Here is a 24904-nt window from a genome sequence, read left to right as displayed (position 1 = left end):
GTGCAAGGGTTCTGCCGCCCGCCGGGTTGCCGACCGCCCTCTGGGTGGTCCCGGTGAGCGACCTGGCGGGGGTGGCGCGCCACGTCCTCGACGTGGCGCGCACCGGCGTCCCTGGCTGGCGACTGATCTTCCTCACCCCGCCCGGCGACCTGCCGCGCGAGCTGCGCACGGTCGGCGCCGAGGTGGTCGAGGGCGACTTCGGCCCGGCGCACGGGCTTCCGTCGTCGGCGCGGACGCTGCGCGACGTCGTACGGCGTGAGCGGCCGGCGGTGGTGCACTCGCACCTCGCCTACGCCGACATCGTGGCCGCCCTCGTCGTGCGCGGCCCGCGGCTCGTCACCACCGAGCACGGGATCGCGCGCGACGACGCGGTCTACCACCTCTCGTCGGCCAAGAGCCGCGTCATGGCGCTCGCCCACACGGCCCGGCTGCGTCGCTTCGACGCTGCCATCGCCGTCAGCCGGGCCACCGCGGACGCGATGCGCGACAAGTGGCACCCGAAGGTCCCGCTGACCGTGATCCCGAACGGCGTCGACCCGATCGACGAGGTTTCGAGGCTCGCCCCGCTCGCACCTGAACCACGGAAAGGGACCAGAGGACCGGGCCTGCGGATCCTCTCCCTGGCACGGCTGTCACCGGAGAAGCGCCTGCCCGCCCTGGTCGACGGCTTCGCCGAGCTCCGCCGGGCACACCCGGAGGCACGGCTGACGCTGGCCGGGACCGGTCCCGAGGAGGCCGCGCTGCGCCGGCAGGTCGAGCGGCTCGCCCTGACCGACGCCGTGACCATGCCGGGGTTCGTCGACCCCAACCTCGCGATGGCCGAGCACGACGTGCTGGCGATGATGTCGGTCTGGGAGAACTGCTCCTACGCGCTGCTCGACGCCGCGGCCCGCGGGATGGGCGTGGTGGCGACCTCGGTCGGCGGGAACCCGGAGATCCTCCCGGCGAGCACCCTGGTCGATGCGACCGACACCACCGCGATCGCTGCCACCTTGGCCGACCAGGGACTCAAGCCCGAGGTGCGCCCGGGGCTGGCTGGCTGGCCGTCGGTCGCTGACATGTGCGGGCGGATCGCCGCGACGTACGCCGACGCCGGAGCACGGACGTGAGCGCGAAGGACACGCCGTGGGCGCTCCCGGACAAGACGGTTGCGCGAGCCGACGAGGCCGACCGCGAGATCCGGGCGACTGACTTCTTCCTTCTCGCCCTTCTGCCGGTGCGCTCGATCGCGGTGGCGGGCTTCCCGCTCAACGAGCTGGCGATCGTCGTTCTCGTCGGCTTGTGTGCGTTCCGACCTTCTCGCGGCGGGGCCAGGCTTCCGGGTGCCGTCGTGCTGATCATCGGTGCCCTGCTCGCCGTGCTCGTCTACTCCGGGCTGGCGAACGGGCCGGCGCTGGTCGAGGTGGACTGGACGCGCCGCGTCGGGCACGTAGTCATCATGGCCGGGATGATCTGGGCTGGTGGGACCGGCAGGGTCTCGCTCAGGTCGGCCGGGGCGGGCTTGGCGACGGGGTTCGTCGTGGTGATCGCGCTCGCGATCGTCAAGGTGGGCGGCGACTACTACCCCGGACGGCTGACCGGCTACCTCGCGGACCCCAACGCCGGGGCGTACTTCATCGCCGTGGTGGGGATCCTCGCCATCTTCTTCTGCGACGACCGCGCCAAGGTGCGCATTGCGGTCGCCGTGCCGATCGTGGTCGGTCTGGTCCTCGTCTACTCACGCACTGGCCTCCTCGCCGGCGCCTTCGCGGCCGTGTGGCTGCTCCTCGGGCGCAGGCTGGGCCAAGTGGCGGGTGCCGTGTTGTCAATCGGGATGGTCTGGGCCGTCAACAACATTCCGGAGAGCCTCACCACGGTCGGACCCTTCTCGGACCGCTCCGGCAGCGACAGGCTGCGCCTCCGGATCATCGCGCAGGAGCAGGTCGAGCTGGCGGGCGCACCGTGGTACGGCAACGGACCGGGGACGGCGACCGTCCAGATCCGGGACCTGACCTTCTACTTCCACAACAGTTACCTGGCGACCCGCCAGGAGGGCGGCTGGCCGGCCCTCCTTCTTATCCTGCTGCTGCTGGCGTATTGCTTCGTCGTAGTGTCGCCGCAATCCCGGCAGGGGGACCTCAAGGCCGCGGCATGCCAGGCCGCCATCGTCTCTACCGGCGTCATGGCGATCACCCTCGGCGAGGTGCTCCTCGACACTCCGGTGAGCGTGGTGGTCGCCTTCGCCCTCGGGCACGCCCTACGTCGCCCTGCCGAGGAACCACCCGATGGCTGATCGGATCCACCTCGCCGCCAACAACGCCGACCTGGGCGGTGGCGAGCAGATGCTCATCCGTGCCGCGGCTGCACTGCTCGACCTGGGCCACGACGTGGCCGTGGTCGCCCCCGACTCCCCGACCGAGGTGCTGGACGCTGCCGCGGGGGTGGGTGCCGTGCCCGTGGCGATCCGAGCAGACAACCGGCAGCACTACCTGCGACGCCTCCGGTCGTGGGACCGCAGCCACAGGAGCGGCCTGCTCTGGTGCCACGGCCTGGTCCCCTCGCTCGCCACCGCCGGTCACCGGCGTCGCATCGTGCACCTCCACCAGCTCCCGCGCTCACGGGCACAGATGGGGGCGCTGGTCGCCGCGCGGGCCGGGAGCGACCGTCTGCTCGTGCCGTCGCGGTTCCTCGCCCGACGGCTCGGCGGTGCACAGCCGTTCGCCAACTGGACGGACGACCTGCGGCGCCGCTCTGATCGGGCCCATGGGGGGCGCGTCGGCTTCCTGGGGCGGCTCTCGACGATCAAGGGGCTGGACGTGCTGGCGGACGCACTCACCCAGCGAGGCCTCGAGGACGTCGGCCTCGTGGTGGCCGGCGACGCGCGCTGGGTGCCTGACGCCGAGGGCCAACCCGTCCGAGAGGCGCTCGCAGCACTGGGGGAGAGGGTGAGCCTGCTCGGCCGCGTCGACTCCCCCGACGCATTCTTCGACCAGGTGGACCTCGCGGTCTTCCCGAGCCGCATCGCGGAGTCCTTCGGGCTCGTCGTGGCCGAGGCGATGGCGGCGGGCGTCCCCTTCGTGGTGACCGACGCCGGGGCCCTCCCCGAGGTGGCCGGCCCGACCCACCCGTGGGTCGCGCGAAGCGGCGACCCGCACGACCTCGCGCGAGAGGTGCGGGACGCGCTGTCGGCCGGACCCGAGCGGCTGAGGACCGTGACCGACGTGGCGCGGAAGCGGTGGGAGGACGAGTACTCCCCCGCGGCCGGACGCGAGCGCGTACGACGACTCCTCGACGAGGTGGGGGCGTGATGGGCCGCGCTCCGACCGTGGCCATCGCCCACGACTACCTCACCCAGCGCGGCGGTGCCGAGCGTGTGGTGCTGAGCCTCATGAGGGCCTTCCCCGGCGCGCCCGTCCACACCACGCTCTACGACCCCGAGGGCACCTACCCGGAGTTCGCCGACGCCGACGTCCGGACCTCCCCGATCAACCGGCTAGGCGCGCTCCGCCACGACCACCGCCTCGCGCTGCCGTTGCTCGCCCCCGCGTCGTCGCGCATGCACATCGATGCGGACGTCGTCGTGGCGTCGAGCAGCGGCTGGGCGCACGGCTTCAGCACCTCGGGCCGCACGGTCGTCTACTGCCACAACCCGGCGCGGTGGCTGTACCAGACCGACGAGTACCTCGGCGGGCCCGCGTGGCGCTCCCCGCTCGGACCACCCGTCCTCGCGCTGCGCCCGCTGCTCCGGCGCTGGGACCGGCGCGCCGCCGACCGGGTGGACACCTACCTCGCCAACAGCCGCGTCGTCCAGCAGCGGATCGCGGCGACGTACGGCAGGCAGGCCGAGCTGCTCCCACCGCCGCACGGCATGGACGCCTCGGCCGAGCAGGAGACCGTGCCCGAGCTGGCGGGGTGGGAGCCGGGCTACGCGCTCGTGGTGTCGCGCCTGCTCCCCTACAAGAACGTCGACGCCGTCATCGAGGCCGTCCGAGGCACGGGGCGCCGCCTCGTGGTCGTCGGCCACGGGCCGGAGGAGGCGCGGCTGCGGGCCACGCTCCCCGACCACGTGCAGCTGCTCGGCGGCCTGAGCGATGCCCAGCTCCGCTGGGTCTACTCCCGCGCAGGGGTGCTGGTGGCGGCCAGCCACGAGGACTTCGGGCTCGCGCCGCTGGAGGCGGCGGCGTTCGGCGTGCCGGCCGCTGCCCTGCGCGGCGGCGGCTTCCTCGAGACGGTGATCGAGGGCAGCACGGGCCTGTTCTTCGACCGGCCCACGCCGGACGACATCGCTGCGACCCTCGCCCTTTCGGACCGCCACGACTGGGACGCTGACACAATGAGGCGCAGGGCCGAGGAGTTCGGGGAGGCCCGGTTCATCGACAGGATCCGAGCGATCGCACTCGGCGAGACGGACGGCTGAGCGAGGAGGTGGACCGACATGCGCCCTGAGGGGATCAGGCTCCTGCCGTGGATGGTCGGCAGCGTCGACCTGCTCATGATCGCCCTCGCCACGGTCCTGGCCATCCGCTTCCGGGTCTCGCTGCCGGTCTTCGACACGGCCGGCGACGTCCTGGAGAACTCCGCGCTCGCCAGCGTGTTCTTCGTCGGCACCTGGCTGGTGATGCTGGCGTTCTTCGGTACCTACGAGCTCGACGTGTTCGGCGCCGGGACCGAGGAGTTCAAGCTCGTCGTCAACGCCTCGTTCTTCACCGCCGCCCTGGTGGCCACGATGGCTTTCCTCATGCAGTACCCCCTCTCCCGCGGGTTCTTCGTGCTCCTCTTCCCGCTCGGGGTGGTCCTCCTCGTCCTGGGCCGGCTGCTGACCCGACGGTTGATCCAGCGCCTGCGTGCCGCCGGGCACTTCAACGAGAAGGTGCTGCTCGTCGGCACGCCCGGCTACATCGGCGAGATCCACACCGTGCTCGCACGCGAGAAGTGGCTGGGCTACCAGGTGATGGGCTGCCTCGTCCCGAGCGACTACGCGGGCCTCGAGACGACCTCGACCGGCCTCCCGGTGCTCGGGCACAGCGAGGAGGTGCGGGCGGTGGTCGACGAGCTCAACCCCGACGTCGTCTTCTTCACGGCAGGTGCCGTGAGCTCCTCGACGGCCCTGCGTCGCCTCGCGTGGGACCTCGAGGACCACGCCCACGTGCAGATCATCGTGGCCCCCAACGTGACCGACGTGTCGAGCGAGCGCGTGCGGATCCGCCCGGTCGCCGGGCTGCCGCTGATGCACCTCGGCCGGTCGCGCTCGCAGCTGGCCACCAACGACGCGAAGCGCGCCTTCGACGTGGTCGGCTCGCTCGCGATCCTCGCCGTGCTGTGGCCCCTGCTCCTCGGTCTGATGTTGTGGATCAGGTGGCACGACGGCGGACCGTCGCTCTTCCGGCAGACTCGCGTTGGCCGCGAGGGGGCGGAGTTCACCTGCCTCAAGTTGCGCTCGATGTCAGTGGATGCCGAGCAGCGACTGACGGAGCTCGAGGCGCGCGACCACGTGCTCTTCAAGAGCGCCGACGATCCCCGCGTGACCAAGCCGGGTCGTTTCATCCGCCGGTTCTCGCTCGACGAGCTGCCTCAGCTGATCAACGTCCTGCGGGGTGAGATGAGCCTCGTCGGACCGCGGCCGCCGCTGCCGTCCGAGGTGCAGCAGTACGAGGACGACATGCTCCGCCGGCTCAACGTGCTGCCCGGCATGACCGGACTGTGGCAGGTCTCCGGCCGCTCCGACCTGTCGTGGGAGGACACCGTCCGCCTCGACCTCTACTACGTCGACAACTGGTCGATGGTGCAGGACCTGCTGATCCTGGCCCGCACCGTCAGCGCCGTGATCGGCAGCCGCGGCGCCTACTGACCCCGGTCAGGCCTTCGCCGCCTTGGCGGGCTTGGCGGGCTTCTCGGCCTTGTCGGTCTTCTCGGCCTTCGGGGGCTTCCGGCGCCGGCCCTTGCCGGCCGTGGAGTAGGCGTCGACCGACTTGTACTCCGACTTGTAGCCACCGCCGTAGCCGCCGTAGCCGCCGTAGCCGCCGTAGCCACCGCCGTAGACGATCGCGTTGGCGCCCTTGACCGGCGCCTTGTTGAGCACGACGCCGAGCAGCCGGCTGCCGACCTGGTCGAGGATCCGGCGGCAGTGCTGGCTCTGCTCGATCTGGGTCTTCCCCGACGCCTGCACCAGCAGGGCGCCGTCGCAGAAGGCGGAGAGCAGGCCGGCGTCGGTCACCGGGAGAAGCGGTGGCGCGTCGAGGATGACGAGGTACTCCTCGGACAGCTCGTCGATCAGCTGCTTCATCTTCAGCGACCCGAGCAGCTCGCTCGGGTTGGGCGGGATGCGCCCGGCGGGCAGGAGGCTCAGGTTGGTCATCCCGGAGTCGACGATGACGTCTCTGACGTCGATGTCGCCGGCGAGGGCCTGGGTCAGGCCCACGGCACCGTCGATCTCGAAGGTGGTGGCGATCATCGGGCGCCGCAGGTCGGCGTCGACCAGCAGCACCTTGGTGCCCGCCTGGGCGACCAGGCGCGAGATGTTGGAGGACACCGTGGACTTGCCCTCCCCGGGCAGCGCCGAGGTCACCACGATCTTGCGCGGCTCGTTGTCGACGTCGACGAAGCGCAGGTTGGTGCGCAGCTGACGGAACGACTCGGCGGCCCGACCGAGGTCGCCGCGGACGCCACGGTGGGTGCGACCGAGCACCTCCTCCTTCGGGATCACCCCGAGGACGGACGCCCCGGTTGCCTCCTCGACGTGCTTGGCCGAGCGCACCCGGCGGTCGATGAGGCGGCGGGCGATCAGGAACCCGTAGGCGATGGCCAACCCACCGGCGGCGCCCTTCATGGCGGCACGCTGGTAGTCCGGGGTGAAGGGGGCGCCCGGCAGCTGCGCCTCCTCGAGCGGGATGATCTTGGTGAGGCCGGTGTCGCCGTCGACGTCCTCCGCCACGACGACCACCGCCTTGACCACGGCGTTGGCGAGGTCGCGCGCCTCCTCCGGCGTGGTGCCGATGGCGGTGATCGTGATCGAGTTGACGTCGGCGTCGACGGAGGCGGAGAACCGCCCCGCGATCGCCGACGGAGGCACGTCGAGGCCGAGCTCGTCGACCACCTCCTGCGCCACGGGCTGCTTGGAGACGAGGAACGCGTAGAGGTTGGCCTTGTCCTCGGCGAGCTGGCTGTTGCCCTGCTCCGTGCCCGCGTCCGTGGCCTGCCCGACCCGCACCAGCCCCGACGAGGTGGCCGCGTAGAGCACCGGTTCCCGGGTGGTCTTGGCGATCATCAGCAGGGCGCCGAGGATCGTGCAGCCGATCAGCACCCACACGTAGGCGCGGCTCAGCCTCACGAAGTCGGCAAACGTCATGCTCGCGAGTCTAGGCCGAGACGCGCAGTCATCCGGTCATAACCGGGACACCGCCCGGTCGTGCGGCTGGCACGATGGCCCCATGACCCAGCAGGCGAGCGCGGCGACGGGCCAGATGCCCATCGGCGCGCGCGTCCACCTGGCGCACGCCGTGGTGCAGAAGCTGGCCGACGACCGCGGGATCGACCTGCTGCACCTCAAGGGCCCAGCCGTCCTCCCGGGCCTGCGGGCGGGCAACCGCCAGTCCAGCGACGTCGACGTGCTCGTGCGTCCCTCGCACCTCCACAAGCTGGTGGACGCCCTGGAGTCCGTCGGGTGGGAGCAGCGCACCGACTTCGCCACCGGCTCGGTCTTCGCGCACGCCGCGAACTGGTGGCACGACGGCTGGGGCTGGGTCGACGTGCACGTGAGCTGGCCCGGCGTCACCATCGACGCCGAGCGGGCGTTCGACGTGCTGTCGCGCGACGCCGTACTGCACCCCATCGCGCACCGCCCCTGCCCGGTCCCGTGTCGCACCGCCCAACGCCTCGTCCTCGTGCTGCACGCCGCCCGTTCGGGCGGGCTCGGTGACGTCGAGGCGGCGTGGACGAGTGCCGACCCCGCCGAGCAGGCGGAGGTCCGCCGGCTGACGGCAGAGCTGGGCGCCGAGGTCGCCCTCGCTGCGGGGATCGGTGAGCTCGAGCTGCACCGGGGGGCGCCGACGTACGCCCTGTGGCACCACTTCCTGCACGGCGGGAGCCGGCTCGACGAGTGGCGCGCCCGCCTGACGGCGGCGACGGGGACCCGCGCCAAGGCCGGGCTCCTCACTTCCGCGCTGCGCGTGAACCGCGACCACCTCAGGATGGAGCTGGGACACCCGCCGACGCGTCAGGAGGTCCGCGCCCGCCAGGTGCGTCGTCTGCGTCGCGCGGTCGGCGAGCTCTCGCGTCGGTGGGAGCGCCGATGACCCGGTACCGGATCGCCGACGACGTGGCGTGGGTGAGCCACGAGGACCTCGACAACGGTGGCACCCCGACCGCCTACGTCACGCGACTGCCCCAGGGTCCCCCGACCACGCTCGAAGGTCCGGCCTGCGTCGTGTGGCTGGCGCTGGCGGAGGGCGGGTCGCCCGCGGAGATCACCGCTGCGGCCGCCCAGATGTGGGGTGCGGAGCCCGCCGACATCGACGAGGACGTCCTTTCCCTGGTCGAGGAGCTGGTCAGGCTCGATCTCGTGACCACCGCCTGACGGCCAGCGCCCCGATCAACGCGCCGCACGTGTTGGCCGCGACGTCACTCCAGCTGCCGTCGCGCTCGAGCCAGCGATGCTGCGCGAGCTCGACCAGCGCGGACGTCACCAGCGCCGCGGTGGTCGCCCACCACCAAGGGCGGCGCAGCGCGATCGTCAGCAGGGCGCCGAAGGGCACGAAGAGCAGGACGTTGAGCAGCACTCCGTAGTGCTCCGGTCCCATGCGCCTCGGCGCGACCGGCCAGTCGAACCGGAAGAAGGTCCACAGCCGGACGGTCAGGCGGTTCAGCTCCCAGCCCCAGGGCTGGGTCACCACGACGAGGAGGGCCGCGACGTACGCCGCCAGCAGCACGACGGCGTACCAACGACCCACGCGACCCACGTCGTCCACCCTAGAGTGGCCGTCGTGGACAACGAGGACGCTCCGCCCGAGGTCGTGGTGGACGCACTCGGGGTCCCCGTCGGCATCCCGGTCACCGGTCCCGACGCGGAGCGTCTGCGCCGCCAGTGGAGCCGGTCCCTCTCCGACCGGTCGCCCGTGGTCGTCATCGAACTCGACCGGCTCCACGGTGACGGTGACGTCGCGACCGACTATGCGACCACCGCACTGGTGACCGTCGCCGCTCTCGACGCGACCAAGGGTCAGCGGATCAACATCCACGGCGGCGCCGTGGCTGACGAGGACGGCCGGACGCTGGCCGTCATCGGCCCCTCCGGGTCGGGCAAGACGACGGCTGTCGCACTGCTGGCCACGCGGCTGGGCTACCTGTCCGACGAGACGGTGTCCCTCGACGAGGCACTGGTGGTCCACGCACACCCCAAGCCGCTGTCCGTCATCACCGACCCGACGAACCCGCAGGTCAAGCTGTCGGTGTCTCCCGACGACGCCGGTCTCCTCCGACCCCCGCCCGTGTCGCGGCTGCACCGCATCGTCCTGCTGCACCGGGGCGAGGACGACTCGGGGCTCGTGCCGGTCGCCCCGGCGTACGCCATCGCGGAGATCGTCCAGCAGACGTCGTCCCTCGTGGAGGTCGAGCAGCCCATCCTGCGCCTGGCCGAGACGATCGACGCGTGTGGCGGCGTGTGGAGCCTCCGCTACCGCGAGATCGGCGAACGGCTCGACGAGCTCGTCGGCCTGCTCGACCGGGAGCCGCGGCCGGCACCCGCGCGGGCGCACCACCCCTGGCGCGGCACGCGCGGCCTGCCCACGCCGGGTGCCTGGCGACGAGAGCCCTGGCTCGACGCGGTGGAGTACGACGACGAGGTCGTGGTCATGGTCGACACGGAGGTCCGGGTCCTCGTCGGCCTCGGACTGGTCCTCTGGCTCGCGCTGACCGGGCCGCGCACGCTCGACGAGCTCGTCGTCACGACCACCGAGCAGATGGGCGATCACCCTGACGCCGAAGGTCTGGTGGCGGGTGCCCTCGCCCTCCTCGCCGAGGACGGGCTGGTCATCGGGCCACCCGCTTGAGGAGCCCGCACTCGACCGGCAAAATGGCCTCGTGACCCACCAGTACGACGATCTGCAGCGACAGATCGACGAGCTCGTGCAGATCATGAAGCGCAACCGCGCGGACATCGATGGGCTGACCGAGCGCGCCGATCGCGCCGAGCTCCGTGCCGACGCCGCCCAGGAGCGGGCCGACGACCTGGAGGCGCGGTCCATGATCGACCGCGAGCTCATCGCCGCGCTGCAGGCCGACGGGGTGCTGCACCAGCAGCACGTGGCCGAGCTCCAGGCGGCGCTCACCTCCTCACGCACCATCGGCGCAGCGCTCGGCATCCTGATGGCGTCGCGGAACATCACGCAGGAGGAGGCACTCGTCGTCCTCAAGGAGACGAGCCAGCGCACCAACACCAAGCTGCGCGACCTCGCCCAGACACTCGTCGGCGAGGCCTCGACGGGCCGCTAGCCCGGGTCGTCGTGCGGCCCCGGCCCGGCGGTAGCGTGCCAACATGACTGCCCGCCGCCAGCTGCCCACCGAGGAGTCACGCGACCTCCTCGCGCTCACCCGCGAGATCGCCACCAAGGAGCTCGCGCCGCGGTCGGCGGAGGCCGAGGCGAGCGAGACGTTCCCCCGCGACGTGTTCGCCATGCTCGGCCAGGCAGGCCTGCTGTCCCTGCCCTACCCCGAGGAGATGGGCGGCGGCGACCAGCCCTACGAGGTCTACCTCCAGGTGCTCGAGGAGATCGGCGCGGTGTGGGCGTCGGTCGGCGTCGGTGTCTCCGTGCACGCGCTGTCGTGCTTCGGGCTCGCCTACTTCGGCACCGACGAGCAGCGCGAGCAGTGGCTCCCCGACATGCTGAGCGGCGACCTGCTCGGGGCGTACTGCCTCTCCGAGCCCCACGCAGGCTCGGACCCGGCCGCGATGCGGACGACCGCGCGTCGCGACGGCGACTCGTACGTCATCAACGGCGCCAAGGCGTGGACCACCCACGGCGGCCACGCCGACTTCTACAAGGTGATGGCTCGCACGTCCGACGACCGCAACGGCATCTCCTGCTTCCTCGTCCCCGCCGACGCCGAGGGGCTCTCCGCCGACCCGCCGGAGCGGAAGATGGGCCTGACCGGCTCCGCGACCGCGACGATGCGGTTCGACAACGTCCGCGTGCCTGCCGAACGCCGCCTCGGCGAGGAGGGCGAGGGCCTCAAGATCGCGCTCGCCGGGCTCGACTCCGGCCGGCTCGGCATCGCCGCCGTGGCAGTCGGGCTCGCCCAGGGCGCGCTCGACTCCGCGGTGGCCTACGCCCGCGAGCGGGAGACGTTCGGCACCCGGATCATCGACCACCAGGGCCTCGCGTTCGTCCTCGCCGACATGGAGGCGGCGATCGTCTCGGCCCGCGCGACCATGCTCCACGCCGCGCGGCTGCGCGACGCCGGGCTGCCGTTCTCCCGAGAGGCCTCCATCGCCAAGCTCGTCGCCACCGACAACGCCATGAAGGTCACCACCGACGCCGTCCAGGTCCTCGGCGGCTACGGCTACACCCGCGACTTCCCCGTCGAGCGCTACATGCGCGAGGCGAAGGTGATGCAGATCTTCGAGGGCACCAACCAGATCCAGCGGATGTTCACCCCGCGCCCCCTCCCCACGTACACCGCGGCCGGGATCAGCTAGATCGCTGGAGTCACCGGATGTCCGGTGACCACGACGGTTGTCGGCCGAGATCTCGGCCGACAACCGTAGGACTCGACCACGAAGCTCGCTCAGACGTCGGTCACCCGGATGCCGGCGTGGGCCTTGTAGCGCCGGTTGATGGCGATCAGGTTGGCGGTGAGCGCCTCGACCTGGTGCGCGTTGCGGAGGCGGCCGCCGTACCTCCCCCGCATGCCGGGTACGACGTCCGCGAGCGCCTGCACCAGGTCGGTGGCCTCGCGGTCGTCGCCGAGGACGAGCACGTCGGTGTCGATCGAGGTGACCGACGGGTCCTCGAGCAGCACGGCGCTGACGTTGTGGAAGGCACCGACGACGCGCGAGCCGGTGAGGATCGCGGCGGCCTGCTGGGTGGCCGAGCCCTCCTCGACCGGGAGGGCGTAGGGGCCTTGCTTGTCGAAGCCGAGCGGGTTCACGCAGTCGACGACGACCTTGCCGGCGAGCTCGTCGGCGAGCGACTCCAGCAGCTCGCGGTGGCCGTCCCACGGCACGACGACGAGCACGACGTCACCGGCTGCGGCGGCCTCGGCGTTGGAGGTGCCCCGGACGCGACCGACCGACGCGAGGTCGTCGGCGGCGGACGCCGCCCGCGCCGCGTCCCGCGAGCCCAGCACGACCTCGAGCCCGGCGGCCGCAAACCTGCGCGCCAGCCCCCGGCCCTGCGGACCCGTGCCTCCGAGCACGGCGATGGTCAGGGCGGAGACGTCGACGTCGCTCATGTCGGCGACGCTAGCGGCACCACCCCGAGGTGTGTTGTCCGGGTCCGGGACGCGAGCGACGGTGGAGCCATGTCCAAGCGCATCGCATTCCTGACCGCATCCGAGGGCGTCGAGGAGGTCGAGCTGACCGAGCCGTGGAAGGCGGCCACCGACGCCGGCCACACCGCCGAGCTCCTGTCGCTCGACGAGGGGGAGGTACAGCTCTTCCAGCACCTCGACAAGTCGAAGACCCAGCGCGTCGACCGCCGCGTCAGCGACGTGTCGATCGGTGACTACGACGCCCTCGTCCTCCCGGGCGGCGTCGCCAACCCCGACGCCCTGCGCGGCGACGAGACCGCCGTGGCGTTCGTCCGCGACTTCGTCGACTCGGGCAAGCCGGTCGCCGCCATCTGCCACGCCCCGTGGACGCTCGTCGAGGCCGACCGGGTCAAGGGCAAGCGCCTCGCCAGCTGGCCGAGCCTCCAGACCGATATCCGCAACGCCGGTGGCGAGTGGGCCGACGAGGAGGTCGTCGTCGACGGCAACCTCATCACCAGCCGCAACCCCGACGACATCCCCGCCTTCAACAAGGCGCTGCTCGACGCGCTCTCGTAGGTCTCTCCTAGGAGCGGTCGACCAGCCAGCGTCCCAGCAGCGTCCCGTCCTGCTCGAGCAGCAGGGCGGGACGCAGCGCGACGTCGACCACGGGTCCGCCCGCGATCCGCGGCCCGTCGCCGGCGACGAGGCGCGGGGAGATGGTCCAGCAGAGCTCGTCGACGACACCCGCCGCGAGCAGGTCACCGAAGAGCGACGGTCCGCCCTCGCAGAGCTGGTCGCGCCAGCCCCGGCTGAGCAGCTCGGCCTTCAAGGCCACCAGGTCGATCTCGTCCTCGCCCAGCACGAGCACCTGCTCGTGCCCCAGGAGCTCGCGCGCCTCGTCGAGGCCCTTGGCCGACGACACCGTCGCCACCAGCACGCGGCCGCGCGGCGCCTCCCGGAGTGTCGGGGGCACGTCGGCGCTACGGCTGACGACGACCACCGGGATGGCGGGGACGTCGTACTCCTCGTCGCGAATGGTGCCGGCTCCCACCACGAGGCAGTCGGCGTGCTTGCGCAGGGTGTCGAAGACGCGCTTGTCGGCCTCGTTGTTGATCGAGCCGCTCAGCCCGTCGGCGCCGGTGGCCGAGCCGTCGACCGTGCTGACGAAGTTCACCCGCAGCCACGGCTCGCCGCGCGGCGCGTAGGCCGCCTGCAGCTCGTCGTCGGTGAGGTCGGCCAGGCGTTGCAGCTCGAAGGACTCCGTCACGCCTTCATCCTGCCCTCTACGCTCGATCGCGTGATCACCCTGTCGGACCTGGCCGCCCTCCACGACGCCCACGGCGACGCGTGGGCCAGCCCCGTCGCACCCGTGGTGGTCGAGGGCCCGCGCGGCTCCGTCGTCATCGGCGACGGACCGGTGACGGTGATGGGGTGCGTGAACCTCTCGCGCGACTCCACCTACCGCGAGAGCGTCGCGACCAGCCCCGCCGACGCCGTCCGCATGGGGCGTGTGCAGGCCGCGCAGGGCGCGGCGATCATCGACCTCGGCGCCGAGTCGAGCACGGCGAGGGCCGCACGCGTCACGGCCGACGACCAGATCGAGGCTCTCGTGCCGACCGTCAAGGGGCTGGCGGCGGAGGCCGTCGTCTCCGTCGAGACCTACGAGCCCGACGTCGTCCGCGCCTGCCTCGGTGCCGGCGCCCGGATCCTCAACATGACCGGCCGCGAGCACGAGGACGACATGCTCGCCCTCGCCGCGGAGTACGACGCCGCTGTCGTGCTGTGCTTCGGCGAGACGGCCAACGTCCGCGAGATCTCCGACGTGCCGCCCGACGAGGACCCGGTCCCGGTGCTGCTCGACCACTTCGCGCCGCGCATCGCCCACGCCCGCGAGCTCGGCGTCGACCGCGTCGTGATCGACCCCGGGATGGGCTTCTACTACAGCAACCTGGTTGACCCGATCACCCGTGCCCGGCACCAGGCCCGCGTGCTCCTGCAGGGCTTCCGCCTGCGCCCCCTCGGCGTACCCGTCTGCAACGCCGTGCCGCACAGCTTCGACCTCTTCGGCGACGAGTTCCGCAAGGCCGAGGGCTTCTTCGGCGTCCTCGCCACCCTCGGCGGCACCCACCTGGTCCGCACCCACGAACCCGCCCACCTCCGCGTCGTCCTCCGCTCGATGGACGAGCTCGACGTGCGCTGACGACCACCGTGAAGGCAGTTCGCGTGCTGACCGCTGTCGGTCACGCTCACGCGGCGAGGCCGTGACGCCCAACTGCCTGCACGGTGCGCCACCGGACGACGTCCGCGATGGCCTCGGCGACCTCGTCGGGCGCGAACATCACCTCGGCCCAGGTGAAGCGGAGCACGACCAGGCCGAGGCGCGCCGCTCGCGTGTAGCGGTCCACGTCTCGTTGGAGACCGGCCTTCGTCCAGTGGTGCTCGAACGACTCGGCCTCGATGACGATGCCGAGCCACCGATCCAGGAGGTCGACGTAGCCCACACCCGGCACCACGCCCTGCGGGACCACGCGCAGGCCAGCGACGGTCGTCGCGATCACGTAGAGGCAGGTCTCGAACGGGTTCGCCCGTCGATGTGACGCCGACTGGGCAACGCGCAGCGCCTTGTTCCTCCCCGTCCGCGGACTGCGGGCAGCCGCGATGAGCAGGTCATCACGGTCGACGATCCCCTCCCGCAGCGCCGAGTCGGCCACGGACAGCGCCACGTCGAACTCGTACGTCCGTGCGCAGTCGATGACGGTGCGGGTCCTCGACGTGACGTTGCGTCGACGCTCGCGGTCCGAGAGGTCTCCCCAGTGCAGCTCGTAGGAGCCGGCTGGCTTGCGCGCACTGCGCGGCAGGGTGATGCAGGGCTTGACCGGGTCGTGCTTGAGCTTCCAGCCGAACTCCTGGGCGGCGCTGAGATGCGAGGCCGTTCCTCCGGTCCGCGCGACGGCCAGCATCGTGGCCTCGGCGTCCGCCAGGCAGTACCGGTTGTGCCGTGGTTTGTGGATCCGACCTGTCGCCACTGCGGTCCTGAGCTGGCGAGGTGTCGTCATTCCGACGAGCTCACCGAACGTCGCGACCCCGCCGAGCTCGCGAAGCGCGTCGACCGGGCCGACGAACTGCCTTCCCGGTGGTCAGCCCAGGAAGGCGCGCACCCCGGCGACGAGCCCGCGCGCGTAGCGCGCCCGCCCGGCGGCAGACGTCATCACCCGCGCCTCGGCGGCGCTGCGCATGTTGCCGAGCTCGGCCATCACGGTCGGGACGTCGGACAGGTTCAGGGTGCCGAGGTCGGAGCGGACGTCGAGGCCGTCACCACCCGCGATGTAGTTCGCGGGGCTGAACCCGCGGGACACGAGTCCTGCCTTCACGTCCCGCGCGAGCCGGGACGACGACCGGAAGATGTCGTCGGTCCACGGCGCCCGGTCGGCCGGAGCGATCACGTGGAACCCGCGGGCGCCGGCGGCATAGGACCCGTCGGCGTGGACCGACAGCTTGAGGTCGGCGTCGATCGCGTTGCCCGCGCGGCCGCGGACGTCGACGCACGGACCCCACCGGTCCTGACGGTTGCTGTGCCGCGTCAGCACGACAGTCGCGCCGAGGGCGCGGAGCCTCCGGGCGACGAGGCGCGAGACCTGCCAGGCGAACGTCGCTTCGGGGTAGCCGCCGTCGGTCGCCGTGCCGGTCGTGTTGCACGGCTTGGTGAACCCGCCGGCCGGGACCGGCCGGTTGATCTGGGCCGGGAAGTTGTGGTTGCCGAGCTGGTGGCCGGGGTCGAGGACGATCGTGCGGCCGCCCAGTGGTTTCGAGGCTCGCTGCGCTCGCACCTCAACCACCGAGGACTGCGCTCGCACCTCAACCACCGAGGACTGCGCTCGCACCTCGACCACCGAGGGCTGCGCTCGCACCTCAACCACCGATGGCTGCGCTCGCACCTCAACCACCGATGGCTGCGCTCGCACCTCGACCAGCACTGGCGCGGCGGACGCGGGCGCGGTCAGCCCGACGAGGACTAGCAGGACGACCGCCGCGAGCCGGAGGATCACCCGGCGAAGCCCTCGGGGTTCTGCGACTGCCAGCGCCAGGTGTCGGCGCACATGTCGTCGATCGTCTTCTGGGTGCGCCAGCCGAGCTCGGCGTTGGCCTTGGACGGGTCGGCGTACGACGTCGCGATGTCGCCGGGGCGCCGCGCGACGATCTCGTAGGGGAGCTCGCGGCCGACCGCGCGCTCGAAGGCGTGCAGCATCTCCAGCACGCTGGTGCCGGTGCCGGAGCCGAGGTTCCAGGTGTTGACCGGCTCGTCGGTGGTCTCGAGCGCCTTCAGCGCGGCGATGTGGCCGGCGGCGAGGTCCTCGACGTGGATGTAGTCGCGGACGCCGGTGCCGTCCGGGGTGTCGTAGTCGCCGCCGAACACCATCAGCTTCTCGCGCTTGCCGACGGCCACCTGGGCGATGAACGGCACCAGGTTGTTGGGGATCCCCGACGGGTCCTCCCCGATCGTCCCGGACGGGTGCGCGCCCACCGGGTTGAAGTAGCGCAGCAGCGCGAACCGCATCTGCGGCGAGGCGACGGCGATGTCGCGCAGGATCTGCTCCTGCATCACCTTGGTCCAGCCGTAGGGGTTGGTCGCGTAGGTGCGGCGGTCCTCGGTCGCGGCGGCCTGGTCCTCGCCGTACACAGTGGCGCTCGAGGAGAAGACCAGCTTGTCGACGTCGTAGCGCTGCATCGCTCGGACCAGGGCGAAGGTCGAGACGAGGTTGTTCTCGTAGTAGTCCAGCGGCTTCTCGACGCTCTCGCCGACGGCCTTGAAGCCGGCGAAGTGGATGACGCCGTCGAAGTGCTCGGTGGCGAAGAGGTGCTCGGTCTTGTCGTGGTCGGTGAGGTCGAAGGAGTGCAGCGCGATCCGCTGCCCCGTCAGCGCCTCGAGCCGGCCCTGCACCACCGGGTGGGAGTTGCTGAAGTTGTCGACGATGACGACGTCGTAGCCGGCGGCGACGAGCTGGACGACGGTGTGCGAGCCGATGTAGCCGGCTCCGCCGCTGACGAGGATCTTCATGCGGGTCACCCTAACGATCGGCGCTCCTGACAGAATGCGCCCCATGCCCAGTGCACTCATCACCGGAATCACCGGCCAGGACGGCCTCTACCTCGCCGAGCTGCTGCTCGAGAAGGGGTACGACGTCCACGGCCTCATCCGCGGCCAGAACAACCCCCGCCGCGAGCTCGTCACCAACCTCGTCCCCGACGTCCAGCTGCACAACGGCGACCTCACGGACCTGTCGAGCCTGATGCGCGCGATGAACGACGCCCAGCCCGACGAGGTCTACAACCTCGGCGCGATCTCGTTCGTCGCCTACTCGTGGGAGAACGCGTTCGTCACCAGCGACGTGACCGGCATGGGCGTGCTCAACATGCTCGAGGCCGTACGCCTCCACGCGGGCGACGACCCGTCGTCGATCCGGTTCTACCAGGCGTCGAGCTCGGAGATGTTCGGCAAGGTGCAGGAGGTCCCCCAGTCGGAGAGCACCCTGCTCTGGCCGCGCTCGCCCTACGGCGTGAGCAAGGTCTACGGCCACTACATGACGATCAACTACCGCGAGTCCTACGGCATGCACGCCTCGTCGGGCATCCTCTTCAACCACGAGTCGCCGCGCCGCGGGCCGGAGTTCGTGACCCGCAAGATCAGCCAGGCCGTCGCCCGGATCAGCCTCGGCCTCCAGGACGACATCACCCTCGGCAACCTCGACGCCCGCCGCGACTGGGGCTACGCCGGCGACTACGTCGAGGCGATGTGGCGGATGCTGCAGCAGGACGAGGCCGACGACTACGTCATCGCGACCGGCGAGACCTGGTCCATCCGCGACTACCTCGACCTGGCCTTCAAGCACATCGGCGTCGACGACTGGGCCCACCTCGTCAAGCAGGACCCGCGCTTCATGCGGCCCGCCGAGGTCGAGCTGCTGATCGGCGATGCGTCCAAGGCCAAGGACAAGCTCGGCTGGACGCCGACGGTCTCGTTCGCCGAGCTCGTGGCGATGATGGTGGACAGCGACATCGCCGCCGCCAAGGCGGGCTGGTGACGGCTCGCGCCTTCATCACCGGCATCGGCGGCCAGGACGGCACCTACCTCGCCGAACGTCTCGTCTCCGAGGGCATGGAGGTCCACGCCCTCGTCCTGAGCGCTGACGGCCACCCGGCGCACTGCCCCGGGGAGGTCGTCCTCCACACGGGCGACCTCGGCGACCTCGAGGCGACCCGTCGCCTCGTGCTCGACGTGGCGCCGCAGGAGGTCTACAACCTCGCCGCGATCAGCTCGGTCGCCCAGTCGTGGGACGAGCCCGACCTCACCGCGCACGTCAACGGGCAGGCGGCGGTCGCGCTGATGGAGTCCGCGCGCCAGGTGGGCGGCGTACGCCTCGTGCAGGCGTCGAGCGCCGAGATCTTCGGCGAGGCCGCCGAGTCGCCGCAGACCGAGGACACCCCGGTCCGTCCGGTGAACCCGTACGGCGCCGCGAAGGCCTTCGCGCACCTCTCCGCCGGCGTCTTCCGGCAGCGCGACCAGCACGTGTCGAGCGTCGTGCTCTACAACCACGAGTCGCCGCGGCGCCACGAGCGGTTCGTGACCCGCAAGATCACCTCGACCGTGGCCGCGATCGCGCGTGGCGAGGCCGACGAGCTCGTCATGGGCAACCTCGACGCCCGCCGCGACTGGGGCTGGGCGCCCGACTACGTCGACGCGATGGTCCGCGCCGCCCGGGCCGAAGACCCCGGCGACTACGTGGTCGCGACCGGCCGTGCCCACTCCGTGCGCGACTTCGTGGCGGCCGCCTTCGCCGCGGCCGGCATCGCCGACTGGGAGCCGCTGGTGCGCCAGGACGAGCGCTTCTTCCGCCCCGCCGACCCCACCGAGCTGGTGGGCGACGCGTCCAAGGCCCGCGACGTGCTCGGCTGGGAGCCCACAGTCGGGTTCGAGGAGATCGTGGCGCGGATGGTGGCCGCCGACCTCCCGCCACTCGCTGGTTGAGGTGCGAGCTCCCCGCTGGTTGAGGTGCGAGCGCAGCGAGCCTCGAAACCAGTCAGGTCTCGAGGCTCGTCGCTGGCGCTCCTCGCACCTCGACCGGCGAGGGGAACAGGTCAGCCGTGCTGGAGCAGGCCGCGGAGGTACTCGCCGTACCCGCTCTTGCGCAGCGGCTCCGCCCGCTCGAGCAGCTCGTCGTCGGAGAGGAAGCCCATGCGCCAGGCGACCTCCTCGGGGGCGCCGACCTTGAAGCCCTGCCGGCCCTCGATCGTGCGGACGAAGTTGGAGGCGTCGTTGAGCGAGTCGAAGGTGCCGGTGTCGAGCCACGCCGTGCCGCGGGGCAGCACCTCGACGTGGAGGCGGCCCTCCTCGAGGTAGCGGCGGTTGAGGTCGGTGATCTCGAGCTCGCCACGCGGCGACGGCTCCAGCTCGGCGGCGTACTGCACCACGTCGTTGTCGTAGAAGTAGAGGCCGGGGACCGCGAAGTCGCTCTTCGGGTTCTCCGGCTTCTCCTCGAGCGAGAGGGCCTTGCCGTTGTCGTCGAACTCCACGACGCCGTAGGCCCGCGGGTCGGCGACGTGGTAGCCGAAGACCGCGGCGCCGTCGAGGTCCTTGAAGCGCAGCAGCTGGGAGCCGAGGCCCGAGCCGTAGAAGATGTTGTCGCCGAGCACCAGCGCGGAGCGCTCGCTGCCGATGTGGTCCGCGCCGATGATGAACGCCTGGGCGAGCCCGTCGGGCGAGGGCTGCGTGGCGAAGGTGAGGTTGATCCCGAACTGCGACCCGTCGCCGAGCAGCCGGTGGAAGCCGTCGGCCTCGTGGGGGGTCGTGATGATCAGGACGTCGCGGATGCCCGCGAGCATCAGCGTGGAGAGCGGGTAGTAGATCATCGGCTTGTCGTAGACCGGCACCAGCTGCTTGCTGATGCCCTGGGTGATCGGGTGCAGCCGCGAGCCCGTGCCGCCGGCCAGGATGATTCCGCGCATGGGGGCCACCCTATTGGCCCACGCCCCGAGGGGTGGACTGGCACCATGTGCGCATGCCGTCCTCCAGCCGTGGGTCCTCGCGCGAGCGAGCGCGCGGGCCGAAGCGACGGCTGCTGCGCCCGGGGACGATCATCGCGCTGCTCTTCCTGCTGCTCATCGGCCTGGCGCTGCTCGCGATCCCGTTCCTCAAGGCGCCGGGCAACGCCAAGGAGGCCAAGGCCGACCTCGAGTCCGCCAAGGTGGCGCTGGGCAACGGCGACATGGCGACCGCCGAGACGTCCATCGAGAGCGCCCGCAAGCACGTCGACGAGGTGCAGGGCGCGATGCAGGGCATCGGTGGCGACGTCTGGAGCCTGATCCCGGTGGTCGGCGAGCCCGTCTCGGACGTACGCCACCTCGGCAACGCACTCGACAACCTGACCAACGCTGCCGAGATCGCCGTCGACACCTGGCCGGCGGTCAACGGTGACGACGCCACGCTGTTCGAGGACCAGGCCGTCGACGTGCCGACCCTGCGGACGCTGGTGGGCGCGGTCGACGAGGCGAGCATCCACCTCGACGCGGCCCAGCTCGAGCTCGGCGAGGTCGGCGACTCCGCCCTCGGCGTCGGGACGATGCTGGCGGACGCGCGCGACGAGGCGACCTCCGTCGTCGCGCCGCTGGCCCGGGACGCCCGGCGGGCCAAGCCGCTCGCCGACGTCCTGCCGACCCTCTTCGGCGCCGACGGTGACCGCACCTACCTGCTGGCGCTGCTCAACCCGAGCGAGCAGCGCTTCTCCGGGGGCGCGCCGCTGACGGTGGTGCCGATGGACGTCGCCGACGGCCGCCTGACGCTGGGCGACGCGCGCGACACCTCCGACCCCGACCTGTTCCGGGTCGGCCGCTGGGACAAGGTCGAGGGCAACCCGTTCCATGACGGCAAGCTGCGGATCTCGACGGCGACGTACGCCCCGGACTGGTCCGTGTCCGGCGAGGAGGTGCTGCGCGGCTGGGAGCGGCGCACCGGACAGCAGACCGACGGGCTCGTGGCCGTCGACGTCGTCGCCCTCGCCGACATGCTGCGCATCACCGGCCCCGTCGAGACCGAGCTCTACGGCACCCTCGACGCCTCCAACTTCACCCAGAAGCTCGTCGGCGACTACGACACCTACCCCGACAACGAGGCCCGCAAGGGCCTCAACCGGGCGATCGTCCCCGTCTTCGCCGACCGCCTGTTCGAGCCCGGGCAGGGCCTCGAGAAGATCGAGTCCATCCGCAACTCCGCCCGCGCCCGGCACTTCGCGATGTGGATGCGGGACGAGGACGTCCAGGCGGCCGTGTCCGACATCGGCCTGGCCGGCGACCTGTCGGACACCGACCGCGACTACATCGCGGTCTTCAACCAGAACACCAACATCAGCAAGTCCGACTACTGGCAGAAGCGCACGGTCACCAGCGACGTGACGGTGCGCCCGGACGGTTCGGCCGAGGTCGAGATGACGATCTCGGTCTACAACGACTCGCCGCCCTACGGCGAGAACCAGATCTACGGCGACAACCGCGGGGGCAGCAGCCGTACCCGCTGGAACGGGATGACCGTCGGCGTCTTCCTCCCCCGCGACGCCCGGATCTCCAGCGCAGCCGCCGACGGCAAGTCGCTCGGGACCGACACCTTCGACTACTACGGCCGCCCCTACAAGCTGCTGCGGCTCGTCCTTCCCCCGCAGACGACCAAGGTCGCGAAGCTGTCCTACGTCGTGCCCGAGGCCGCCCGCGTGGCCGGCACCGACCTGACCTACCAGCTCGACCTCACGCCCCAGGGCATGGTCGTCCCCGAGGTCGTGTCGGTCTCGGTCGAGTTCCCGAAGGGCTACCGGGTCACCGACCTGCCCGAGGGCTGGGCGCGCGACGGCCGGGGCCGGGCGACGTACGACGACCCGGGCCTCGTCACGCAGCCGAGCTTCAGCCTCACCGCTTCGGACTCCTGACGGCGCGAGCCCTAGACTCCGGCCCATGGAACGCCTTCTCGTGACCGGGGGCGCGGGGTTCATCGGGTCGAACTTCGTGCACCACCTCGTCGAGCACACCGACTACCGCATCACCGTCCTCGACAAGCTGACCTACGCCGCCTCGAAGGAGTCGCTGGCGGGGCTGCCCGAGGACCGGGTGCAGCTCGTGGTCGGGGACATCGCCGACGAGGACGCCGTCGACCCGCTGGTCACGGCCCACGACGCGGTCGTCCACTACGCAGCCGAGTCGCACAACGACAACTCGCTCAACGACCCGAGCCCGTTCATCAGGACCAACATCCTCGGGACCTACACGATCCTCGAGGCGGTCCGGAAGCACGACAAGCGGCTGCACCACGTGTCGACCGACGAGGTCTACGGCGACCTCGAGCTCGACGACCCCAAGCGATTCACCGAGGACACGCCCTACAACCCGTCCTCCCCCTACTCCGCGTCGAAGGCCGGCTCCGACCACCTGGTCCGCGCCTGGGTGCGCAGCTTCGGCCTGCGCGCCACCGTGTCCAACTGCTCCAACAACTACGGCCCCTGGCAGCACATCGAGAAGTTCATCCCGCGCCAGATCACCAACGTCATCGACGGCATCCGCCCCAAGCTCTACGGCTCTGGCGAGAACGTCCGCGACTGGATCCACGCCGACGACCACTCCTCGGCCGTCCTGACGATCCTCGAGAAGGGCCGCATCGGCGAGACCTACCTCATCGGCGCCGACGGGGAGAAGAACAACCTCGAGGTGGTCCGGCTGATCCTCACCCTGATGGGCAAGGACGCCGACGACTTCGACCACGTCAACGACCGGGCCGGCCACGACCTGCGCTACGCCATCGAGTCGGGCAAGCTGCGGCAGGAGCTCGGCTGGCAGCCGCGGTTCCAGGACTTCGAGTCCGGGCTGGCCGACACGATCGAGTGGTACCAGCAGCACGAGGACTGGTGGCGACCGCACAAGGACGCCGTCGAGGCGAAGTACGCGGAGAAGGGCCAGTGAGCCTCCCACCCCTCCCGACGCTCGAGCACACGCCGATCCCCGGCCTCGTCGTCGTACGGCTCGACCGGCGCGACGACGACCGCGGCTTCTTCAAGGAGAACTGGCAGCGCGAGAAGATGCTCGCGATCGGGCTGCCCGACTTCGGACCGGTGCAGAACAACGTGTCGTTCAACAGCGACCGCGGCGTCACCCGGGGCATCCACACCGAGCCGTGGGACAAGTTCATCTCGCTCGCGACCGGCCGGATCTTCGGCGCCTGGGTCGACATGCGTCGGGGCGACACCTTCGGCACCACCTTCACGCTCGAGATGGACACGTCCGTCGCGGTCTTCGTGCCCCGCGGCGTGGGCAACAGCTACCAGGTGCTCGAGGACGGCACGGCCTACACCTACCTGGTCAACGACCACTGGCGCCCGGGCGTCACCTACCCGGCGCTGGCCCTCGGTGACCCGACGGCCGCGATCGCCTGGCCGATCCCGCTGAGCGAGGCGATCATCAGCGAGAAGGACCAGAACGCGCCGGCGCTCGACCCGAGCACCGCGATGGCGCCGAAGAAGACGCTCATCGTGGGCGCTCTCGGCCAGCTCGGTCGCGCGCTCTTCGCTGCCTACCCCGACGCCAACCGCGTCGACCTGTTCGAGGGCGAGGGGGTCACCGCACTCGACCTCGCGGACACGCAGGCGGTCGACGCCTGGCCGTGGCACGAGTACGCCGTCGTGCTCAACGCGGCGGCCTACACCGCCGTCGACGCCGCCGAGACGCCCGAGGGGCGCGTCGCCGCGTGGTCGGCCAACGCCACCGGGCCGGCGACCCTCGCCCGGCTCGCGCGCGCACACCGCTTCACGCTCGTCCACTACTCCTCGGACTACGTCTTCGACGGGACCGCGGACCTCGACCCCGGCCACACCGAGGACGAGCCGCTCTCCCCGCTCGGCGTCTACGCGCAGTCGAAGGCGGCGGGCGACCTCGCTGTCGGCCTCGCGCCGAGGAACTACCTGCTGCGCACGTCGTGGGTGATCGGCGAGGGCAAGAACTTCGTGCGGACCATGCGTTCGCTCGCCGAGAAGGGGGTCTCCCCCAGCGTCGTCGACGACCAGGTCGGCCGGCTCACCTTCACCGAGGAGCTGGTGCGCGCCACGCAGCACCTGCTCGACACCGGGGCGGCCTACGGCACCTACAACCTCTCCAACGGCGGACCCGCGATGTCGTGGCGCGAGATCGCCCAGGCCGTCTTCGAGCGGTCCGGACGCAGCGCCGACGACGTCTCCGGCACCACCACGGCGTCGTACGCCGAGGGGGTGCTGGCGCAGGGCAACCCGTTCGCCCCGCGTCCGCTCAACTCGGCGCTGTCGCTGGAGAAGATCCGGGCCACCGGCTTCGAGCCCGAGGACGCGCTGGTCGCGCTCGACCGCTACCTGACCGCTGGTTGAGGAGGTCGCGCAGCGACCGTCTCGAAACCGAGGTCCTGGTC

At 71.3% G+C, this 24904-nt stretch carries 25 protein-coding genes; 17 read left to right on the top strand and 8 right to left on the bottom strand.

All coding sequences use genetic code 11. The features are described from left to right. The 5 genes from L2K70_RS01500 to L2K70_RS01480 all read left to right on the top strand — a co-directional run. Positions 1–1109 (top strand): glycosyltransferase (locus L2K70_RS01500; RefSeq protein WP_236397965.1); only part of this gene is annotated, 1109 nt, incomplete at its 5' end. Continuing rightward, positions 1106–2272, top strand: a complete 1167-nt coding sequence (locus L2K70_RS01495) for an O-antigen ligase family protein (protein WP_236397962.1) — start codon at positions 1106–1108, stop codon at positions 2270–2272. The genes L2K70_RS01500 and L2K70_RS01495, both read left to right, overlap by 4 nt. Further along, positions 2265–3287 carry a glycosyltransferase family 4 protein gene (locus tag L2K70_RS01490; protein ID WP_236397959.1) on the top strand — a complete coding sequence of 341 codons (1023 nt, stop codon included), beginning with the start codon at positions 2265–2267 and terminating at the stop codon, positions 3285–3287. Before L2K70_RS01495 ends, L2K70_RS01490 begins: the two co-directional genes overlap by 8 nt. Continuing rightward, a complete protein-coding gene (locus L2K70_RS01485) occupies positions 3287–4396 on the top strand; it encodes a glycosyltransferase (RefSeq protein WP_236397956.1) in 1110 nt (369 codons plus the stop codon). Before L2K70_RS01490 ends, L2K70_RS01485 begins: the two co-directional genes overlap by 1 nt. An 18-nt stretch (positions 4397–4414) precedes the next feature. Then, positions 4415–5827: a sugar transferase gene (locus tag L2K70_RS01480; protein WP_236397953.1), complete on the top strand. Its 1413-nt coding sequence runs from the start codon at positions 4415–4417 to the stop codon at positions 5825–5827. Between the two features lie 6 nt (positions 5828–5833). On the opposite strand, the gene L2K70_RS01475 is transcribed toward L2K70_RS01480, so the two are convergent. After that, positions 5834–7324, bottom strand: coding sequence for a tyrosine-protein kinase domain-containing protein (locus L2K70_RS01475; RefSeq protein ID WP_236397950.1), 1491 nt, complete (start codon positions 7322–7324; stop codon positions 5834–5836). 82 nt (positions 7325–7406) lie between these two features. Here L2K70_RS01475 and L2K70_RS01470 point away from each other — a divergent pair, with 82 nt between their 5' ends. Further along, positions 7407–8270 carry a nucleotidyltransferase family protein gene (locus tag L2K70_RS01470; protein ID WP_236397947.1) on the top strand — a complete coding sequence of 288 codons (864 nt, stop codon included), beginning with the start codon at positions 7407–7409 and terminating at the stop codon, positions 8268–8270. Continuing rightward, positions 8267–8551 carry a PqqD family protein gene (locus L2K70_RS01465; protein WP_236397944.1) on the top strand — a complete coding sequence of 95 codons (285 nt, stop codon included), beginning with the start codon at positions 8267–8269 and terminating at the stop codon, positions 8549–8551. The genes L2K70_RS01470 and L2K70_RS01465 overlap by 4 nt, the downstream gene beginning before the upstream one ends. On the opposite strand, the gene L2K70_RS21460 is transcribed toward L2K70_RS01465, so the two are convergent. Next, positions 8523–8933 carry a VanZ family protein gene (locus L2K70_RS21460; protein WP_236397941.1) on the bottom strand — a complete coding sequence of 137 codons (411 nt, stop codon included), beginning with the start codon at positions 8931–8933 and terminating at the stop codon, positions 8523–8525. The genes L2K70_RS01465 and L2K70_RS21460 overlap by 29 nt on opposite strands. Positions 8934–8957: 24 nt before the next feature. On the opposite strand from L2K70_RS21460, the gene L2K70_RS01455 reads away from it, so the two are divergent. From L2K70_RS01455 to L2K70_RS01445, 3 genes are read left to right on the top strand one after another with little or no spacing between them, the layout of a single operon-like run. After that, a complete protein-coding gene (locus tag L2K70_RS01455) occupies positions 8958–10022 on the top strand; it encodes a hypothetical protein (protein WP_236397938.1) in 1065 nt (354 codons plus the stop codon). 31 nt (positions 10023–10053) lie between these two features. Beyond that, complete coding sequence (locus tag L2K70_RS21455) at positions 10054–10464, top strand: ANTAR domain-containing protein (RefSeq protein ID WP_236397935.1); 411 nt, start codon at positions 10054–10056, stop codon at positions 10462–10464. Positions 10465–10507: 43 nt separating this feature from the next. Continuing rightward, positions 10508–11668 (top strand): acyl-CoA dehydrogenase family protein, encoded by a 1161-nt coding sequence (locus tag L2K70_RS01445; RefSeq protein ID WP_236397932.1) that lies wholly within the window; start codon positions 10508–10510, stop codon positions 11666–11668. A gap of 89 nt (positions 11669–11757) precedes the next feature. On the opposite strand, the gene npdG is transcribed toward L2K70_RS01445, so the two are convergent. Beyond that, positions 11758–12423 (bottom strand): NADPH-dependent F420 reductase, encoded by a 666-nt coding sequence (gene npdG / locus L2K70_RS01440; protein WP_236397929.1) that lies wholly within the window; start codon positions 12421–12423, stop codon positions 11758–11760. Between the two features lie 69 nt (positions 12424–12492). Between npdG and L2K70_RS01435 the strand changes: the two genes are divergently transcribed. Next, positions 12493–13017, top strand: coding sequence for a type 1 glutamine amidotransferase domain-containing protein (locus tag L2K70_RS01435; protein ID WP_236397926.1), 525 nt, complete (start codon positions 12493–12495; stop codon positions 13015–13017). 7 nt (positions 13018–13024) lie between these two features. On the opposite strand, the gene L2K70_RS01430 is transcribed toward L2K70_RS01435, so the two are convergent. Further along, positions 13025–13708 (bottom strand): dihydrofolate reductase family protein, encoded by a 684-nt coding sequence (locus L2K70_RS01430; RefSeq protein ID WP_236397923.1) that lies wholly within the window; start codon positions 13706–13708, stop codon positions 13025–13027. 30 nt (positions 13709–13738) lie between these two features. On the opposite strand from L2K70_RS01430, the gene L2K70_RS01425 reads away from it, so the two are divergent. Further along, positions 13739–14641: a dihydropteroate synthase gene (locus L2K70_RS01425; protein ID WP_236397919.1), complete on the top strand. Its 903-nt coding sequence runs from the start codon at positions 13739–13741 to the stop codon at positions 14639–14641. A gap of 46 nt (positions 14642–14687) precedes the next feature. Here the strand turns inward: L2K70_RS01425 and L2K70_RS01420 are convergent, their stop codons facing one another. The 3 genes from L2K70_RS01420 to galE form a co-directional block, all read right to left on the bottom strand. After that, positions 14688–15467, bottom strand: a complete 780-nt coding sequence (locus tag L2K70_RS01420; RefSeq protein ID WP_236397916.1) for a DUF559 domain-containing protein — start codon at positions 15465–15467, stop codon at positions 14688–14690. 111 nt (positions 15468–15578) lie between these two features. Beyond that, on the bottom strand, positions 15579–16268 hold the full coding sequence (locus L2K70_RS01415) for an N-acetylmuramoyl-L-alanine amidase (protein ID WP_236397913.1): 690 nt from the start codon (positions 16266–16268) through the stop codon (positions 15579–15581). A 215-nt stretch (positions 16269–16483) separates the two neighbouring features. Continuing rightward, positions 16484–17497 carry a UDP-glucose 4-epimerase GalE gene (gene galE / locus L2K70_RS01410; RefSeq protein ID WP_236397910.1) on the bottom strand — a complete coding sequence of 338 codons (1014 nt, stop codon included), beginning with the start codon at positions 17495–17497 and terminating at the stop codon, positions 16484–16486. Positions 17498–17540: 43 nt separating this feature from the next. Between galE and gmd the strand changes: the two genes are divergently transcribed. Together gmd and L2K70_RS01400 are read left to right on the top strand one after the other, a co-directional pair. After that, on the top strand, positions 17541–18521 hold the full coding sequence (gene gmd, locus L2K70_RS01405; protein WP_236397907.1) for a GDP-mannose 4,6-dehydratase: 981 nt from the start codon (positions 17541–17543) through the stop codon (positions 18519–18521). After that, a complete protein-coding gene (locus L2K70_RS01400; protein ID WP_236397904.1) occupies positions 18518–19465 on the top strand; it encodes a GDP-mannose 4,6-dehydratase in 948 nt (315 codons plus the stop codon). Before gmd ends, L2K70_RS01400 begins: the two co-directional genes overlap by 4 nt. Positions 19466–19575: 110 nt before the next feature. Here L2K70_RS01400 and rfbA read toward each other — a convergent pair whose 3' ends face one another. Then, positions 19576–20442 (bottom strand): glucose-1-phosphate thymidylyltransferase RfbA, encoded by an 867-nt coding sequence (rfbA, locus tag L2K70_RS01395; RefSeq protein WP_236397897.1) that lies wholly within the window; start codon positions 20440–20442, stop codon positions 19576–19578. Between the two features lie 53 nt (positions 20443–20495). Here rfbA and L2K70_RS01390 point away from each other — a divergent pair, with 53 nt between their 5' ends. The 3 genes from L2K70_RS01390 to L2K70_RS01380 are packed head-to-tail and all read left to right on the top strand — an operon-like array spanning position 20496 to position 24863. Further along, positions 20496–22409, top strand: a complete 1914-nt coding sequence (locus tag L2K70_RS01390) for a DUF4012 domain-containing protein (protein ID WP_236397894.1) — start codon at positions 20496–20498, stop codon at positions 22407–22409. 25 nt (positions 22410–22434) lie between these two features. Beyond that, positions 22435–23433, top strand: a complete 999-nt coding sequence (rfbB, locus tag L2K70_RS01385; protein WP_236397892.1) for a dTDP-glucose 4,6-dehydratase — start codon at positions 22435–22437, stop codon at positions 23431–23433. After that, positions 23430–24863, top strand: a complete 1434-nt coding sequence (locus tag L2K70_RS01380) for a sugar nucleotide-binding protein (RefSeq protein WP_236397890.1) — start codon at positions 23430–23432, stop codon at positions 24861–24863. The genes rfbB and L2K70_RS01380 overlap by 4 nt, the downstream gene beginning before the upstream one ends. The last annotated feature ends 41 nt before the right edge of the window (positions 24864–24904 follow it).

Origin of the sequence: Nocardioides potassii (genome assembly GCF_021648885.1) — a bacterium.
In the GTDB taxonomy this organism is placed as follows: domain Bacteria; phylum Actinomycetota; class Actinomycetes; order Propionibacteriales; family Nocardioidaceae; genus Nocardioides; species Nocardioides potassii.
The sequence above is the reverse complement of the archived record's forward strand: the minus strand, read 5'-3'. Positions and strand labels throughout refer to the sequence as shown.

Coding starts and splice junctions, on each gene's coding strand:
- L2K70_RS01480 (WP_236397953.1), top strand. CDS start 4,415: ATGCGCCCTGAGGGGATCAGGCTCCTGCCGTGGATGGTCGGCAGCGTC.
- L2K70_RS01445 (WP_236397932.1), top strand. CDS start 10,508: ATGACTGCCCGCCGCCAGCTGCCCACCGAGGAGTCACGCGACCTCCTC.
- npdG (WP_236397929.1), bottom strand. CDS start 12,423: ATGAGCGACGTCGACGTCTCCGCCCTGACCATCGCCGTGCTCGGAGGC.
- rfbB (WP_236397892.1), top strand. CDS start 22,435: ATGGAACGCCTTCTCGTGACCGGGGGCGCGGGGTTCATCGGGTCGAAC.
- L2K70_RS01475 (WP_236397950.1), bottom strand. CDS start 7,324: ATGACGTTTGCCGACTTCGTGAGGCTGAGCCGCGCCTACGTGTGGGTG.
- rfbA (WP_236397897.1), bottom strand. CDS start 20,442: ATGCGCGGAATCATCCTGGCCGGCGGCACGGGCTCGCGGCTGCACCCG.
- L2K70_RS01490 (WP_236397959.1), top strand. CDS start 2,265: ATGGCTGATCGGATCCACCTCGCCGCCAACAACGCCGACCTGGGCGGT.
- L2K70_RS01390 (WP_236397894.1), top strand. CDS start 20,496: ATGCCGTCCTCCAGCCGTGGGTCCTCGCGCGAGCGAGCGCGCGGGCCG.
- L2K70_RS01435 (WP_236397926.1), top strand. CDS start 12,493: ATGTCCAAGCGCATCGCATTCCTGACCGCATCCGAGGGCGTCGAGGAG.
- L2K70_RS01465 (WP_236397944.1), top strand. CDS start 8,267: ATGACCCGGTACCGGATCGCCGACGACGTGGCGTGGGTGAGCCACGAG.
- L2K70_RS01485 (WP_236397956.1), top strand. CDS start 3,287: ATGGGCCGCGCTCCGACCGTGGCCATCGCCCACGACTACCTCACCCAG.
- galE (WP_236397910.1), bottom strand. CDS start 17,497: ATGAAGATCCTCGTCAGCGGCGGAGCCGGCTACATCGGCTCGCACACC.
- L2K70_RS01470 (WP_236397947.1), top strand. CDS start 7,407: ATGACCCAGCAGGCGAGCGCGGCGACGGGCCAGATGCCCATCGGCGCG.
- gmd (WP_236397907.1), top strand. CDS start 17,541: ATGCCCAGTGCACTCATCACCGGAATCACCGGCCAGGACGGCCTCTAC.